Origin of the sequence: Pseudomonas sp. 28 E 9 (assembly GCF_900004785.1) — a bacterium.
Lineage (GTDB): Bacteria > Pseudomonadota > Gammaproteobacteria > Pseudomonadales > Pseudomonadaceae > Aquipseudomonas > Aquipseudomonas orientalis_A.
This window is the reverse complement of sequence record NZ_CVTK01000050.1, coordinates 330,269-345,334: the sequence shown is the minus strand read 5'-3', so window position 1 is coordinate 345,334 and position 15,066 is coordinate 330,269. Positions and strand designations below refer to the sequence as shown.

The following is a 15,066-nucleotide window of genomic DNA, read 5'->3' as shown; positions in this document are numbered from 1 at the left end:
GCTTACTTTTGCGCTTTTCAAAAGTGAGCCGCCGTCAGGGCGGAACCCTAAGTGGCCGTTACCGCAGAAACGGATATGTACTCGATCTGATCCAGCATCCTGGTCGGCCCAGAGGCCGCCATCGGGGGCAAGCCCCCTCCCACATTGATCAGCGGTGCCGGCCGCTTTTATACCTAATTGACTAAAAAACGATCAAACCACCTCCCGTCGCCGATCCTCCCTCGGACATTTCGCAAACCTTGCCCGATAGCTCCGGGTGAAATAAGACGGCGATTCAAACCCGCACGCAATGCTCACCTCCAGCACACTCATGCCGCTCTGGCGCAGCAGTTTCCGGGCTTTTTCCAGGCGCAGGCCGAGGTAGAAGTTGCTCGGGGTGTCGTTCAGGTGCAGGCGGAACAAGCGCTCCAGTTGGCGGCGCGTCACTTTGATCGCGTCGGCCAGGGCCAGGGTGCTCAGGGGCGGTTCGGTGTGTTGTTCCATTTCGCCGATCACCTGCACCAATTTCTTGTTATTGATGCCGTAGCGGGTGGCGATTTGCATGCGCTGGTGATCTTTGCGCGGGCGGATACGGCCGAGCACGAATTGCTCGGAGACCTGGATGGCCAGGTCCGGGCCGTGGGCCTGGGCGATCAGGTCGAGCATCAGGTCGATGGACGCGGTGCCACCGGCGCAGGTGATGCGGCGGCGGTCGATCTCGAACAGTTCCTGGGTCACGCTGAGGTGCGGATAGGCCTCCTTGAAGGCGTCGATGGCTTCCCAGTGCAGGGTCAGCCGGTGGCCGTCGAGCAGGCCCGCCTCGGCCAGCACGCAGGCACCTGTGTCGATGGCGCCGAGGGTTGCACCGTCGTGGTCGAGGCGACGCAACCAGTGCGCCAGGGCAGGCGTAGCGAACTGCAAGGGTTCAAAGCCGGCCACCACCAATAAGGTCGCGCCTTTTTTCAGCGGCTCCAGCGCGGCATCGGCGTTGACCGACATGCCGTTGCTCGCCAGCACCGCACCGCCGTCGGCGCTCAATATGTGCCAGCGGTACAACTCGCCACGAAAGCGATTGGCCACGCGCAGCGGCTCAAGGCCAGAGATAAAGCCGATGGCCGAGAACCCCGGCATCAGCAAAAAATAAAAATCCTGGGACATGATGGCGCTCTCGTGGGACGACCAGCGTGGCACTGTGATACTCCCGTTCAAGGGCGGATTCAAGCGCGCAGGTCGCTGCAGTGCAAGAGCCGGTCGCCGCTGTGCGTTTCGGCGCTGGCGAAGGTACGTAACTTGGCTGCACGGCGCACAAAGACGCCGGACCCCACAATAACGACCTGCCGAGGGCTCCACCATGAACCGACTGATCAGCCGCAGCGTGCTTGCACTCAGCGTCAGCGCTATTTTGAGCACCCACGTCATGGCAGCGGATGCCGCTTCATGCCAGAACGTACGCCTGGGCGTGGTGAACTGGACCGACGTGATCGCCACCAGTGCCATGGCCCAAGTGTTGCTCGACGGCCTCGGCTATAAAACCAAACAGACCAGCGCCTCCCAGCAAATCATCTTTGCCGGCATCCGCGACCAGCGCCTGGATCTGTTCCTGGGCTACTGGAACCCGCTGATGACCCAGACCATCACGCCGTTCGTCGACGCCGGGCAAGTCAAGGTGCTCGACAAACCGAGCCTGGAAGACGCCCGCGCCACCCTCGCCGTCCCCACTTACCTGGCGGACAAGGGCCTGAAGACCTTTGCCGATATCGCCAAGTTCGAGAAAGAGCTGGGCGGCAAGATCTACGGCATCGAGCCGGGTTCGGGCGCCAATACCCAGATCAAGGCGATGATCGCCAAGAATCAGTTCGGCCTGGGCAAGTTCCAGCTGGTTGAATCCAGTGAAGCGGCCATGCTCTCTGCCGTTGACCGTGCGGTACGCCGCAAGGAAGCCGTGGTGTTCTTCGGCTGGGCGCCGCACCCGATGAACGTCAACGTCGCCATGACCTACCTCACCGGCAGCGACGACGCCCTGGGCCCGAACGAAGGCATGGCCACCGTGTGGACAGTCACTGCGCCGGCCTACGCCGAGCAATGTCCCAACGTGCACACACTGCTGACCAACCTGACCTTCACCGCCGCCGATGAGAGCCGGATGATGCAGCCGTTGCTGGATCACAAGGACCCCATTGAGTCGGCCCGGCAGTGGCTCAAAGATCACCCGCAAGATCAGGCGCGCTGGCTGCAAGGCGTGACCACCTTCGACGGCAAACCCGCCGCTGCCAATCTGAAACTGACCAGCCAATAACCTTCTCCGAATCACCGTTTCGCGGCCATTTGAGGCCGCGAACGGCACCACCACGCCTGTAAGGAACCGTCCCATGAACCACGACGTCATCATCACCTGCGCACTCACCGGTGCTGGCGACACCAGCGCCAGAAGCCCGCACGTACCGGTCACCCCCAAACAGATCGCAGCCGCCGCCGTGGAAGCGGCCAAGGCCGGCGCGACCGTGGTGCACTGCCATGTGCGTGACCCGCACACCGGCAAGTTCAGCCGCGACGTGGCGCTGTACCGCGAAGTGATGGAGCGCATCCGCGAAGCCGACATCGACATCATCGTCAACCTCACCGCCGGCATGGGCGGCGACCTGGAGATCGGCGGCGGCGAGCACCCTATGGCGTTCGGTCCCAACACCGACCTGGTCGGCCCGCTGACACGCCTGGCGCATGTGGAAGAACTGCTGCCGGAAATCTGCACCCTGGACTGCGGCACCCTGAACTTCGGCGATGGCGACACCATTTACGTGTCCACCCCGGCGCAACTGCGGGCGGGCGCCAAGCGTATTCAAGAGCTGGGCGTGAAGGCCGAGCTGGAAATCTTCGACACCGGCCACCTGTGGTTCGCCAAGCAGATGATCAAGGAAGGCCTGCTCGACAACCCACTGTTTCAACTGTGCCTGGGCATCCCGTGGGGCGCTCCGGCCGACACCACCACCATGAAAGCCATGGTCGACAACCTGCCCGCCGACGCGGTGTGGGCCGGCTTCGGCATTGGCCGCATGCAGATGCCGATGGCAGCGCAAGCGGTGTTGCTGGGCGGCAACGTGCGGGTCGGCCTGGAAGACAACCTGTGGCTGGACAAGGGCGTGCTCGCCACCAATGGCCAACTGGTGGAGCGCGCCAGTGAAATCCTCAGCCGCCTGGGGGCGCGGGTCATGACCCCGGCGGAAGGCCGCGTGAAGATGGGCCTGACCAAGCGCGGATAAAAAATGTGGGAGGGGGCTTGCCCCCGATTGCGGTGGATCAGTAACGAATGCATCGACTGACGCACCGCCATCGGGGGCAAGCCCCCTCCCACAGGGGATCACCAAACTCTTTAGGAATGCACCCATGCGCTTTATCACAGAAATCAAAACCTTCGCCGCCCTCGGCAGCGGTGTTATCGGCAGCGGCTGGGTATCCCGCGCCCTCGCCCACGGCCTGGATGTCGTGGCCTGGGACCCGGCGCCCGGTGCCGAGGCGGCGCTGCGCAAACGTGTCGCCAATGCCTGGGGCGCGCTGGAGAAACAAGGCTTGGCCCCGGGCGCTTCCCAGGATCGCCTGCGCTTTGTCGCCACCATCGAAGCGTGCGTCAAAGACGCCGACTTTATCCAGGAAAGCGCCCCGGAACGCCTGGAGCTGAAGTTGCAATTGCACCGCCAGATCAGCGCAGCAGCCAAGCCGGATGCGTTGATCGGCTCGAGCACGTCAGGGCTGCTGCCGAGCGAATTCTATGAGGACTCGACCCACCCCGAACGCTGCGTGGTCGGCCACCCCTTCAACCCGGTGTACCTGTTGCCCCTGGTGGAAGTGGTGGGCGGCAAACGCACCGCGCCGGAGGCGATCCAGGCCGCCATCAAGGTGTATGAATCCCTCGGCATGCGCCCCCTGCACGTGCGCAAGGAAGTGCCTGGGTTCATTGCCGACCGACTCCTGGAAGCGCTGTGGCGCGAGGCGCTGCATCTGGTCAACGATGGCGTGGCGACCACCGGTGAAATCGACGATGCGATTCGTTTTGGCGCCGGCCTGCGCTGGTCGTTCATGGGCACCTTCCTCACCTACACGCTGGCGGGCGGCGACGCGGGCATGCGCCACTTCATGGCGCAGTTCGGCCCGGCATTGCAGTTGCCGTGGACGTATCTGCCCGCGCCCGAATTGACCGACACGCTGATTGACGATGTGGTTGCCGGCACCAGCGACCAACTGGGCAGCCACAGCATTTCGGCGCTGGAGCGCTATCGTGATGATTGCCTGCTGGCGGTGCTGGAGGCGGTGAAAACCACCAAGGCCAAGCACGGCATGACCTTTGCCGAATAACACTGTGGGAGGGGGCTTGCCCCCGATAGCGGTGGGTCAGCCAGCCCATCTGCCACTGACACACCGCCATCGGGGGCAAGCCCCCTCCCACATTTTTTTACCGAGTACAGAAGACCATGTCCGCATTGAAAACCTACACCACCAAAATCCAGCCCGACTGGGTGGACTACAACGGCCACCTGCGCGACGCGTTCTACCTGCTGATCTTCAGCTACGCCACCGACGCGCTGATGGACACCCTGGGCCTGGACAGCGACAACCGCGAAGCCAGCGGCCACTCGCTGTTCACCCTGGAGCTGCATTTGAACTACCTGCACGAAGTGAAGCTGGGGGCCGAGGTCGAGGTGCGCACCCAACTGATCGCCTTTGATGCCAAGCGCCTGCACCTCTATCACAGCCTGCATCTGCTGGGTGATGAAAAGGAGCTGGCCGGCAACGAACAGATGCTGCTGCATGTCGACCTGGCCGGTCCGCACGCAACGCCGTTCACTGAGGCCACGCTGCACAAGCTCACCGCAATCAGCGCTGCACAGGCCGAGCTGCCACGGCCCGCCCTGCTCGGCCGGGTCATCGGTTTGCCGGCAAAAAAAGCCCCGAACCAGCCGTGACTGGATCGGGGCAGAGGTGCCTTGTGTGAGCCGTGCATCCCGAGGGTGACCAAACCATCAAGCTGCGTGCCTGGCGCCAGTGTGCCTATTACCTGCAAGCCTGAGTAACCCGAAAACGACCTGTTCATAGCCATCCGAGGCATTGCTCGATTCTGCGCTTGCCCACCGGCCGGGGGCCTACCAGAATCGAGCTCAATCACCGTTCCCTACACCAGGATAAACGTCATGATGCACGCGGATTTGATTGACCAGGATGACCTGCTGAGCCAACTGCGCTCGCTGGGTTTTGAAGTGTCCAGCGGTGCCACGGCCGAGCAGGCATGCGAGTGTGCGGTACGCGGTTTGAGCGAAGCGCGGGCCAGGGCGCTCAAGGGCATGGTGGAACAGATGTACACCGGCAAGGCGACGATTCTGCCGGCGGTGCGGCAGGCGATCGATAAGCAGTTGTTGCCGGCTTTGATGCAGTTCAAGCAGAACTCTGGCGCCTGAGAGACACTCTCCCTGTAGGAGCGAGCTTGCTCGCGAAGATCGTCAACGATGACGCGGGGCCTCAGATACCCCACCGCGATCTTGAGTTTTTCGCGAGCAAGCTCGCTCCTACAATTTTAAGCGGCCAGTGTCAGAGCCTTACGCTGGCGAACGTCGACTCATTGCGCGCCTGGCTCAACGCCGACATCGGCCCCGACAGCGGTGACAACACCAGTGCCTGCGGAATCGGCATCATCGCCACTTGCTGGGTGGTGTTGGAACCTACGCGCTCATCCCGTGGCGGAATGCCGAAGTATTCGCGGTAGCACTTGGAAAAATGCGGCGTGGACACAAACCCGCACACCGACGCCACTTCGATGATCGACATCGGTGTCTGCTTGAGCAACTGCCGCGCACGGATCAAGCGCAACTTGAGGTAATAGCGCGACGGCGAACAGTGCAGGTATTTCTGGAACAGCCGCTCCAGCTGGCGACGCGACACGGCGACGTACACCGCCAGTTCGTCCAGGTCGATCGGCTCTTCCAGGTTGGCTTCCATCAACGCAACGATTTCCTGCAGCTTGGGCTGGTTGGTGCCGAGCATGTGCTTGAGCGGCACGCGCTGGTGATCCTGTTCGTTACGGATGCGTTCGTACACAAACATCTCGGAGATCGCTGCCGACAGTTCACGGCCGTGGTCGCGGCTGATCAGGTGCAGCATCATGTCCAACGGCGCGGTGCCGCCGGAGCTGGTAAAGCGGTTGCGGTCGAGGGTGAACAGGCGGGTGCTCATGGCTACGCGGGGGAACGCTTCCTGCATCGACGCCAGGCATTCCCAGTGCACGCTGCAATCAAAACCATCGAGCAGACCCGCGCAGGCCAGGGCCCAACTGCCGGTGCACACCGCCCCGAGACGCCGGGACTGGCGCGCCTGGCTTTGCAGCCACGACACGTGTTCGCGGGTGACGGTGCGCTGGATGCCGACGCCGCCGCAGACAATCACCGTGTCCAGCACCGGGGCCTTGTGCATCGCGGCATCGGGCGTGATCTGCAGGCCATCGCTGGCCCACACCTGGTTGCCGTCGACACTCAGGGTTGTCCAGCGATACAGCTCGCGGCCGGACAGCTGGTTGGCCATGCGCAGCGGTTCCACGGCCGACGCCAGGGAAATCAGCGTGAAATTGTCCAGCAGCAGAAAGCCGATGGATTGAGGCGCACGGTTCTGGGGTTGGCCCCCGGAGTTGGACGACGTCATCACAGTATCTCCTCACACAAAGCGGGTGATGGCCTCAGGCGAGGCTCTTGTTATTGCGCTCATCCCTTGCAAGGACAGAGGCTTTGAATTGATAGAGCAAATGCCATGCCTAAATTTGAATGGCCATTCAACAAATCCTGAAAACGACCTGTTGACGCGTCTATATAAGCCCGCGCATTAAACGTGGGATATAACGCACAGGATGAGTGTTCAAGGGCCGTGAGCAGAACGGTAGCACTTGTGGGAAGGCGCTTTGCGGGCGTAGGAAAAGTCTGTCACCCAAAGCACGGGGGACGGGTAACGGAGGGGTAAATCGTTCGCAGGCTACTTATCTATTTGCGACGCGCTAAAAGGTGGCGGTTTTGATTGGGGTGTTCACTTTGTGAGCAATATTGAGCGCACTACCGCTATCGGGGGCAAGCCCCCTCCCACAGTCGAAATGCGTTCCCCTGTGGGAGGGGGCTTGCCCCCGATAGCAGGCGACGCGGTCTCAGCACTCAACAGCGCTGACCGCCAACCCGCCGCGCGACGTTTCTTTGTACTTGTCGTGCATATCCGCCCCGGTATCGCGCATGGTGCGGATCACCCGGTCCAGGGAAATAAAGTGCTGGCCGTCGCCGCGCAAGGCCATCTGCGCCGCATTGATCGCCTTGACCGCCGCAATCGCATTACGCTCGATACACGGCACTTGCACCAGGCCGCCCACCGGGTCGCAGGTCAGGCCCAGGTTGTGTTCCAGACCGATTTCCGCAGCGTTGCACAGTTGCTCCGGCGTGGCGCCGAGAATTTCGGCCAGGCCCGCTGCGGCCATGGCGCAGGCGGAACCCACTTCGCCCTGGCAACCGACTTCGGCACCGGAGATCGAGGCGTTCTTCTTGCACAGAATGCCCACTGCCGCCGCGCCGAGCAGATAGTCGACCACGTTGGCCTCAGTCACTTCTTCACTGAACTTCATAAAGTAATGCAGCACGGCCGGAATGATCCCCGCCGCGCCATTGGTGGGTGCGGTGACCATGCGCCCACCGGCGGCGTTTTCTTCGTTGACCGCCAGGGCGAACAGGTTGACCCACTCCATGGCGCTCAAGGTCGAACCGATCACATTCGGCTTGCCCAGTTCCTGCAGGCTGCGGTGCAGCCTGGCAGCGCGACGGCGCACGTTGAGACCGCCGGGCAGGATGCCTTCGTGCTTGAGGCCCTGCTCCACGCAATCCTGCATGGCACGCCAGAGTTTCATCAGGCCGCTGCGGATCTCTTCTTCGGAGCGCCAGGTCTTTTCGTTGGCCAGCATCAGTTCGGCGACCCGCAGGTTGTGGGTCTTGCACAGCTGCAGCAACTCGGCCGCGCTGGAGAAATCGTAAGGCAGTACGGTGCCGTCCATATCGGCCACGCCACTTTGCGCCTGGGCTTCATCCACCACAAAGCCGCCGCCCACCGAGTAGTAGGTGTCGCGGTGCAACTCGCCGTCATCCCCCCACACCACCAGGGTCATGGCGTTGGGATGGAACGGCAGGTTTTCGTCGAGCAGGCGCATGTCCCGTGACCATACGAACGGCACCGGCAGACGGCCGTCGAGCAACAAGGTGTCGGTTTCGCGCAGCGTGTGAATACGCACGCCGATCTGCGACGGGTCGATTGCGTCCGGCCATTCGCCCATCAAGCCCATGATGGTGGCGGTGTCACTGCCATGGCCGATGCCGGTGGCCGACAAGGAGCCGTAGAGTTGCACCTCGACGCGCCGAACCTGGTCCAACAGATCACGCTCGCGCAAGCCTTGAACGAACAGCGCGGCGGCGCGCATGGGGCCGACGGTGTGAGAACTCGAAGGCCCGATGCCGATCTTGAACAGGTCGAAAACACTGATAGCCATTGCGGTAGAACTCCTCGATAAGCACGGCCAGGCTTGAACGAGGTGCTACGCTCAGATCGCCCAGATGGCCGCATCATCAGGCTTTTGCGGCCGCTCACGGCGTCTCACACCGACGCATCCATGCTCACCAGCGTCGCTCGCGTGTAATGGCCTGTTTTGGGCGTTTTTTGCGGTGCAGAAGGGTAAAAACAGCGGTTTTACCTTTGGAAAAATCTGTAAGCGACGTCATCGGTACTGGATGCGACCCTCCCTGTACTGGATACGACGCCCCCTGTAGGCGTCAGATTTTCACTGGTACATGATCAGTCACGACTCGTTTGCAAGGCACCGTGCCAGAGCTGTCCAACACACACTCCAATAGCAGCACCTATAAAGCGCGGCGAATGCCGCCAGAAAAAACACAGGAGTCTACCCCGATGAAAGGTTCACCCTCGTTGTTGTTGGCCGCCATGCTGAGTCTGCCGGTCATGGCGCACGCCGCAGAACCGGAACAGTGCAAGACCGTCAACTTCTCCGATGTCGGCTGGACCGACATCACCGTCACCACCGCGACCACCAGCGAAATCCTCAAGGGCCTGGGCTACAAGCCGCGCACCACGATGATTTCGGTCCCAGTGACCTACAAGTCCCTGGCCGACGGCAAGAACATGGACATTTTCCTCGGCAACTGGATGCCGACCATGGAAAACGACATCAAGCAGTACCGCGAAGCCGGCACCGTGGAAACCGTACGCGCCAACCTGGAGAACGCCAAATACACCCTGGCGGTGCCCGAGGCGCTGTATGACAAGGGCCTGAAAGACTTCGCCGACATCGCCAAATTCAAGGATGAGCTGGGCGGCAAGATCTACGGCATCGAACCGGGCAACGACGGCAACCGCACCATCCAGACATTGATCGACAAAGACGCCTTCGGCCTCAAGACCGCCGGTTTCAAGGTGGTCGAATCCAGTGAAGCCGGGATGCTCTCCCAGGTTGAACGCGCCTCAAAGCGCAACCAGGCCATCGTGTTCCTGGGCTGGGAGCCGCACCCGATGAACACCCGCTTCAAGATGAAGTACCTGACCGGGGGTGACGATTCGTTCGGCCCCAACTACGGCCAGGCCACCATCTACACCAACACCCGCAAGGGCTACACCCAGGAATGCAGCAACGTTGGCCAGTTGCTGAAAAACCTGGTGTTCACGCTGGACATGGAAAGCACCCTGATGGGTAACGTCCTGGACGACAAGATGAAGGCCGACGCCGCCGCCAAGGCCTGGCTGCAGAAGAACCCGCAAGTGCTCGACACCTGGCTCGCCGGTGTCACCACCGTCGATGGCAAACCAGGACTCGATGCCGTCAAGGCTTACCTCGCCAAATAGCACCCGCTGACCCCGGGGCGGTGCGCTGCCCCGGGATGTATTCCCCTTCGCATGTGGACATTCACTACCATGCTGACTGAACAGAAAATCCCACTAGGCCAGTACATCGCTGCCTTCGTCGACTGGTTGACCCAACACGGTGCCAACTACTTCGACGCAATCGCATCGACACTGGAAACGATGATCCACGGCGTGACGTTTGCGCTGACCTGGTTCAATCCGCTGGCATTGATCGGTCTGATTGCGCTGCTGGCTCACTTTATTCAACGCAAATGGGGCCTGACGGTGTTCGTCATTGCCTCCTTCCTGCTGATCCTCAACCTGGGGTACTGGCAGGAAACCATGGAAACCCTCGCCCAGGTGCTGTTCGCCACCCTGGTCTGCGTGGTCATCGGCGTGCCGCTGGGCATTGTTGCCGCGCACAAGCCGATGTTCTACACCATGATGCGGCCGGTACTCGATCTGATGCAGACCGTGCCGACCTTCGTCTACCTCATCCCTACCCTGACCCTCTTCGGGCTGGGTGTGGTGCCCGGGCTGATTTCCACCGTGGTGTTCGCGATTGCCGCGCCCATCCGCCTGACCTACCTGGGTATCCGCGACGTTCCGCAGGAGCTGATGGACGCCGGCAAGGCCTTCGGCTGCTCGCGCCGCCAGTTGCTCTCGCGCATTGAACTGCCCCACGCCATGCCGAGCATCGCCGCCGGCATTACCCAATGCATCATGCTGTCGTTGTCGATGGTGGTGATCGCGGCGCTGGTGGGTGCCGACGGCCTCGGCAAGCCGGTGGTCAACGCACTGAACACGGCCGATATCGCCCTGGGCTTTGAAGCGGGCCTGGCAATCGTATTGCTGGCCATCATGCTCGACCGTATCTGCAAACAACCCGACGCCAAAGTAGGGGGTGATGCATGAGCATTATCCGATTCGACAAAGTCGACGTGATCTTTTCCAAAGACCCACGCGAAGCGCTCAAGCTGCTGGACCAGGGCATGAGCCGTAACGAAATCCTGAAAAAGACCGGGCAGATTGTCGGCGTGGAAAACGCCAGCCTGGATATCGAGAAAGGCGAGATCTGTGTGCTGATGGGCCTGTCGGGCTCCGGCAAATCCAGTCTGCTGCGCTGCATCAACGGCCTCAACACGGTCAGCCGTGGCCAACTGTTTGTCGAGCACGAGGGGCGCCAGATCGACATCGCCTCCTGCACGCCGGCCGAGCTGAAAATGATGCGCACCAAACGCATCGCCATGGTGTTCCAGAAGTTCGCCCTGATGCCCTGGCTGACCGTGCGCGAGAACATCAGCTTCGGCCTGGAAATGCAGGGTCGCCCGGAAAAGGAACGGCGCGCGCTGGTCGACGAAAAACTCGAACTGGTGGGCCTGACCCAATGGCGCAACAAGAAGCCGGACGAGCTGTCCGGCGGCATGCAACAGCGCGTCGGCCTGGCCCGTGCGCTGGCGATGGACGCCGATATCCTGCTGATGGACGAACCCTTCTCCGCCCTCGACCCGCTGATTCGCCAGGGCCTGCAGGATGAACTGCTGGAACTGCAGCGCAAGCTGAACAAGACCATCGTGTTCGTCAGCCACGACCTCGACGAGGCCCTCAAGCTGGGCAGCCGCATCGCGATCATGAAAGACGGCAAGATCATCCAGTACAGCGTGCCGGAAGAGATCGTGCTGAACCCGGCGGACGACTATGTGCGCACCTTCGTCGCCCATACCAACCCGCTGAACGTGCTGTGCGGCCGCAGCCTGATGCGGACGCTGGACAACTGCACGCGGGTCAACGGTTCGGTATGCCTGGACCCGGGCGGCGACTCCTGGCTGGACCTGGCCGAAGGCAACACCATCCAGGGCGCGCGGCAGAACGGCGTGGTGATGAACCTGCAGAACTGGGCGCCGGGGCAAGCGGTGGAAGGTCTGGGCCGGGTGCCGACCCTGGTGGACTCCAACATCGGCATGCGCGATGCGTTGCAGATTCGGTATCAGACAGGCAACAAGCTGGTGCTGCATGACAACAACAAGGTGGTGGGCATCCTGGGTGACAGCGAGCTCTACCATGCCCTGCTGGGCAAGAACCTGGGCTAGCAAACACTGCCAAGCAAAATGTGGGAGGGGGCTTGCCCCCGATGGCAGTGTGTCAGTCAGTACACCTGTTACTGATACACAGCCATCGGGGGCAAGCCCCCTCCCACATTTAAGGCACCATCAGGCTTCAACTATCAGCTATAGACCCGGCCAAGGAGTTGCCGATGGCTTTCAAACTGATCGAGCACATCCCGGGTGATCTGCTCCTGGGTGAAGCCCATCAGGTCGTATTCCTGAGGCCCGTTGTGCAGGTACACCTCGGCACGGTAATAACGCGTGCGCTCTTCTTCAGGCAAGTCAGCCGGCGCCGACGAGTAGGCATCCAGGCTGACTTCGTAGACAAACGGGTTGCCCTCTTCCATCTCGATCCGCACACCGATGCAGCGCTTGGATTTGCCCAGCAGCGTCTGCACGTGCAAACCCTGTTCACGCAACGCCGTCGCCGCTTCTTCAAGCGCCGGCGTGACGTGCTTGTCCATAAAGCGTTGCACGGTGCCCTGGCTCGGTTGCAGGTCCAGTGCGGTCAAGCGCTCGCTGAAGCCGCGACGCCCGCGTTCAGCCAACTGCGCCTGCTCCTGTTCGATGGCCACATCCTGGCGCATGGCCTTGTGCAAACCGAACATGAACAGAATCAGCACCACCGAGAACGGCAGCCCCGCCAGCACCACCATGGTCTGCATGGCTTCGAAGTTGCCGGCGAACAGCAGGCCGATGGTCACCAGGGTAATCACCGCCGACCAGAAGATGCGCAGCCAGTGCGGCGCATCTTCATCCACGTTGCCGCCCTTGCACGACAGGTTGGCCATCATCACCGCGCCGGAATCCGCCGGCGTCAGGAACAGCACAAAGCCGACGAAGATCGACACACCGATGACGACTTTCGACGCCGGGTAATGCTCAAGCAACTGGTAGATCGCCATGGACGGTTGTTCCAGCGCGGTCTTGCCCAGCTCCACGGCGCCATGGTTCAGCACCAGGTCCAGCGCCGAGTTGCCGAAGATCGACAACCACGCCAGGGTGAAGCCCAGCGGGATCAGCAGCACGCCGGCCACCAGTTCACGCACGGTCCGCCCACGGGAAATACGCGCAATGAACATGCCCACGAAAGGTGCCCAGGAAATCCACCAGGCCCAGTAGAACAGGGTCCACAGGCCCATCCAGCGTTCGGTCTTGGCGCCGTCGCCTTCATACACGTAGAGGTCGAAGGTTTTCAGCACGATACCGTTGAGGTAGTCACCGGTGTTCTGCACCAGGCCGTTGAGCAAGTGCAGGGTTGGGCCGAACAGCAGCACGAAAATCAGCAAGCCGCTGAACAAGACGATGTTGAGGTTGGACAGGCGGCGAATGCCGTTCTCCACGCCCGACACCGCCGCGATGGTCGCCACGGTGCTCATCACGATGATCACGATCAGCAGGTTGGTGTTGCTGTGCGCCATGCCGAACAGGTTTTCAAGCCCCGACGACACCTGCATCGCACCAATCCCCAGGTTGGTCACCAGGCCGAGCAAGGTCACGAACATGCCGAAACCGTCCACCGCGTGGCCGGCCGCGCCTTTTACCCAGCGCTCGCCCACCAGCGGGTACAGCGCCGAACGCAAGGCCAGCGGCTGGTTATGGCGATACGCGAAGTACGCCACGGCCAGGCCGACCAGCGCATAGATCGCCCAGCCATGCAGGCCCCAGTGCAGGAAGGTCAGTTGCAGGGCCTGACGTGCCGCGCCATTGCTGGCAGCCGCGCCTTCGGGCGGGTTGAAGTAGTGATCCAGCGGCTCGGAGGCGCCGAAGTACAGCAGCGAAATGCCGATGCCCGACGAGAACAGCATGCCGGCCCAGGCGCCGTAGCTGAAGTCCGGGGTGTCGTCCTTGCTGCCCAGTTTCAATTTGCCATAGGACGAAAACGCCAGTCCGACCACGAACACCAGGTAGGCGGCGATGACCACCATGTAGTACCAGCCGAAGCTTTTCGACAGCCAGGCCTGGGCGACGCCGAGCATGCGCCCGGCCTCCTGCGGGGCGATGATCAGAATGGCGGTCAACAACAGAATCAGCGCGGTGGAGGTGTAGAACACCCAACCGTTGACCCGCACCTTTTCGGGCGGAGTCTTTATAAGAGAGGCAGAACTCATGGCGCAGATGCTCCGGGCAGTGCGAGAGAGAAACACAAGGCAACGGTTATCCCGGGACATCGATTTTTCGGCAGTCGACGGACGGGTGTTATAAAGACATCCCGAAAATCCCGGACCCCGCCGAAGCGGTGCCCAAGCCCTGATACGGCCTGTTTCAGGGGTTTTAGCAGGTGTCAGAGGTCGCGGCTCTCAGGTAGGAAACTTCTGTAGGCAGCGACCATTTGTCGCAGAGCTTATTCTTTGTTGATTGAACGTTCAATCAAAACAAAATAGACTGGCCTTCAAGCCGACGGACGTGGATCGCCTGTCGGCAGGCCAAAGGAGAGGTGCTACATGCCCAAGGTCGGTATGCAACCCATACGCCGCCAGCAGTTGATCGAAGCCACGATGACGGCCATCGATCAAGTCGGAATGGGAGATGCCAGCATTGCGCTGATCGCCCGTTTGGCAGGCGTCTCGAACGGCATCATCAGTCACTACTTTCGGGACAAGAACGGCCTGATCGCAGCGACGATGCAGTACTTGATGAGCGTGCTGATGGAAAACATCCACGCACGTCGACAAGCGTTGAAGGATGACAGCCCGCGCGCCCACCTTCAGGTGATCGTCGCCGGCAACTTCGACGCCAGCCAGGTCAACGGCCCGGCAATGAAAACCTGGCTGGCCTTCTGGGCCTCCAGCATGCACCACCCGTCTTTGCACAGGTTGCAGCGGATCAACGATCAACGTCTGTATTCCAACCTGTGCTGCCAGTTCCGCCGTGCGCTGCCGTTGCCCGAAGCACGCAGCGCAGCCCGAGGCCTGGCGGCCCTGATCGACGGTTTGTGGTTGCGCGGTGCCCTGTCGGGAGACGCTTTCGACACGGAGCAGGCGCAACGCATTGCTCACGAATACATGGATTTCCAATTGGCCAAGCAGGTGAGTCAGAGCACATAACCGCTCAACTCCCGAACCGCGCCAAC

At 61.6% G+C, this 15,066-nt stretch carries 13 protein-coding genes; 9 read left to right on the top strand and 4 right to left on the bottom strand.

Annotated elements, in window-relative coordinates; translation table 11 throughout:
• Window positions 1–192: 192 nt before the first annotated feature.
• The gene (locus BFQ00_RS17820; RefSeq protein ID WP_065934261.1) at window positions 193–1,137 is read right to left on the bottom strand and encodes a GlxA family transcriptional regulator; all 945 of its coding nucleotides are present in this window, start codon (window positions 1,135–1,137) and stop codon (window positions 193–195) included.
• A 193-nt stretch (window positions 1,138–1,330) separates the two neighbouring features.
• On the opposite strand from BFQ00_RS17820, the gene BFQ00_RS17815 reads away from it, so the two are divergent.
• The 5 genes from BFQ00_RS17815 (at window position 1,331) to BFQ00_RS17795 (ending at window position 5,423) form a co-directional block, all read left to right on the top strand.
• Window positions 1,331–2,275: a choline ABC transporter substrate-binding protein gene (locus tag BFQ00_RS17815; protein WP_065934260.1), complete on the top strand. Its 945-nt coding sequence runs from the start codon at window positions 1,331–1,333 to the stop codon at window positions 2,273–2,275.
• Window positions 2,276–2,348: 73 nt separating this feature from the next.
• Window positions 2,349–3,236 (top strand): 3-keto-5-aminohexanoate cleavage protein, encoded by an 888-nt coding sequence (locus BFQ00_RS17810; protein ID WP_065896293.1) that lies wholly within the window; start codon window positions 2,349–2,351, stop codon window positions 3,234–3,236.
• A 124-nt stretch (window positions 3,237–3,360) separates the two neighbouring features.
• Window positions 3,361–4,326, top strand: coding sequence for an L-carnitine dehydrogenase (locus BFQ00_RS17805; protein ID WP_065934259.1), 966 nt, complete (start codon window positions 3,361–3,363; stop codon window positions 4,324–4,326).
• 116 nt (window positions 4,327–4,442) lie between these two features.
• Window positions 4,443–4,934, top strand: coding sequence for a thioesterase family protein (locus BFQ00_RS17800; protein ID WP_065934258.1), 492 nt, complete (start codon window positions 4,443–4,445; stop codon window positions 4,932–4,934).
• Between the two features lie 225 nt (window positions 4,935–5,159).
• Complete coding sequence (locus tag BFQ00_RS17795; protein ID WP_065885428.1) at window positions 5,160–5,423, top strand: hypothetical protein; 264 nt, start codon at window positions 5,160–5,162, stop codon at window positions 5,421–5,423.
• Window positions 5,424–5,553: 130 nt separating this feature from the next.
• Here BFQ00_RS17795 and BFQ00_RS17790 read toward each other — a convergent pair whose 3' ends face one another.
• Both BFQ00_RS17790 and BFQ00_RS17785 read right to left on the bottom strand, forming a co-directional pair.
• Window positions 5,554–6,657 carry a choline metabolism transcriptional regulator GbdR gene (locus tag BFQ00_RS17790; protein WP_065885427.1) on the bottom strand — a complete coding sequence of 368 codons (1,104 nt, stop codon included), beginning with the start codon at window positions 6,655–6,657 and terminating at the stop codon, window positions 5,554–5,556.
• Between the two features lie 490 nt (window positions 6,658–7,147).
• Window positions 7,148–8,524 (bottom strand): L-serine ammonia-lyase, encoded by a 1,377-nt coding sequence (locus BFQ00_RS17785; protein WP_065934257.1) that lies wholly within the window; start codon window positions 8,522–8,524, stop codon window positions 7,148–7,150.
• Between the two features lie 416 nt (window positions 8,525–8,940).
• Between BFQ00_RS17785 and BFQ00_RS17780 the strand changes: the two genes are divergently transcribed.
• The 3 genes from BFQ00_RS17780 (at window position 8,941) to choV (ending at window position 11,978) form a co-directional block, all read left to right on the top strand.
• A complete protein-coding gene (locus BFQ00_RS17780; protein ID WP_065885425.1) occupies window positions 8,941–9,888 on the top strand; it encodes a choline ABC transporter substrate-binding protein in 948 nt (315 codons plus the stop codon).
• Between the two features lie 69 nt (window positions 9,889–9,957).
• Complete coding sequence (choW, locus tag BFQ00_RS17775; protein WP_003194913.1) at window positions 9,958–10,803, top strand: choline ABC transporter permease subunit; 846 nt, start codon at window positions 9,958–9,960, stop codon at window positions 10,801–10,803.
• Window positions 10,800–11,978 carry a choline ABC transporter ATP-binding protein gene (gene choV / locus BFQ00_RS17770; protein ID WP_065934256.1) on the top strand — a complete coding sequence of 393 codons (1,179 nt, stop codon included), beginning with the start codon at window positions 10,800–10,802 and terminating at the stop codon, window positions 11,976–11,978. The genes choW and choV overlap by 4 nt, the downstream gene beginning before the upstream one ends.
• 134 nt (window positions 11,979–12,112) lie before the next feature.
• On the opposite strand, the gene BFQ00_RS17765 is transcribed toward choV, so the two are convergent.
• On the bottom strand, window positions 12,113–14,047 hold the full coding sequence (locus BFQ00_RS17765; protein ID WP_237140441.1) for a BCCT family transporter: 1,935 nt from the start codon (window positions 14,045–14,047) through the stop codon (window positions 12,113–12,115).
• A gap of 390 nt (window positions 14,048–14,437) precedes the next feature.
• Here BFQ00_RS17765 and betI point away from each other — a divergent pair, with 390 nt between their 5' ends.
• Window positions 14,438–15,040, top strand: coding sequence for a transcriptional regulator BetI (gene betI / locus BFQ00_RS17760; protein ID WP_057723583.1), 603 nt, complete (start codon window positions 14,438–14,440; stop codon window positions 15,038–15,040).
• Window positions 15,041–15,066 lie beyond the last annotated feature (26 nt).

Coding starts and splice junctions, on each gene's coding strand:
- BFQ00_RS17820 (WP_065934261.1), bottom strand. CDS start 1,137: ATGTCCCAGGATTTTTATTTTTTGCTGATGCCGGGGTTCTCGGCCATC.
- BFQ00_RS17815 (WP_065934260.1), top strand. CDS start 1,331: ATGAACCGACTGATCAGCCGCAGCGTGCTTGCACTCAGCGTCAGCGCT.
- BFQ00_RS17810 (WP_065896293.1), top strand. CDS start 2,349: ATGAACCACGACGTCATCATCACCTGCGCACTCACCGGTGCTGGCGAC.
- BFQ00_RS17805 (WP_065934259.1), top strand. CDS start 3,361: ATGCGCTTTATCACAGAAATCAAAACCTTCGCCGCCCTCGGCAGCGGT.
- BFQ00_RS17800 (WP_065934258.1), top strand. CDS start 4,443: ATGTCCGCATTGAAAACCTACACCACCAAAATCCAGCCCGACTGGGTG.
- BFQ00_RS17795 (WP_065885428.1), top strand. CDS start 5,160: ATGATGCACGCGGATTTGATTGACCAGGATGACCTGCTGAGCCAACTG.
- BFQ00_RS17790 (WP_065885427.1), bottom strand. CDS start 6,657: ATGACGTCGTCCAACTCCGGGGGCCAACCCCAGAACCGTGCGCCTCAA.
- BFQ00_RS17785 (WP_065934257.1), bottom strand. CDS start 8,524: ATGGCTATCAGTGTTTTCGACCTGTTCAAGATCGGCATCGGGCCTTCG.
- BFQ00_RS17780 (WP_065885425.1), top strand. CDS start 8,941: ATGAAAGGTTCACCCTCGTTGTTGTTGGCCGCCATGCTGAGTCTGCCG.
- choW (WP_003194913.1), top strand. CDS start 9,958: ATGCTGACTGAACAGAAAATCCCACTAGGCCAGTACATCGCTGCCTTC.
- choV (WP_065934256.1), top strand. CDS start 10,800: ATGAGCATTATCCGATTCGACAAAGTCGACGTGATCTTTTCCAAAGAC.
- betI (WP_057723583.1), top strand. CDS start 14,438: ATGCCCAAGGTCGGTATGCAACCCATACGCCGCCAGCAGTTGATCGAA.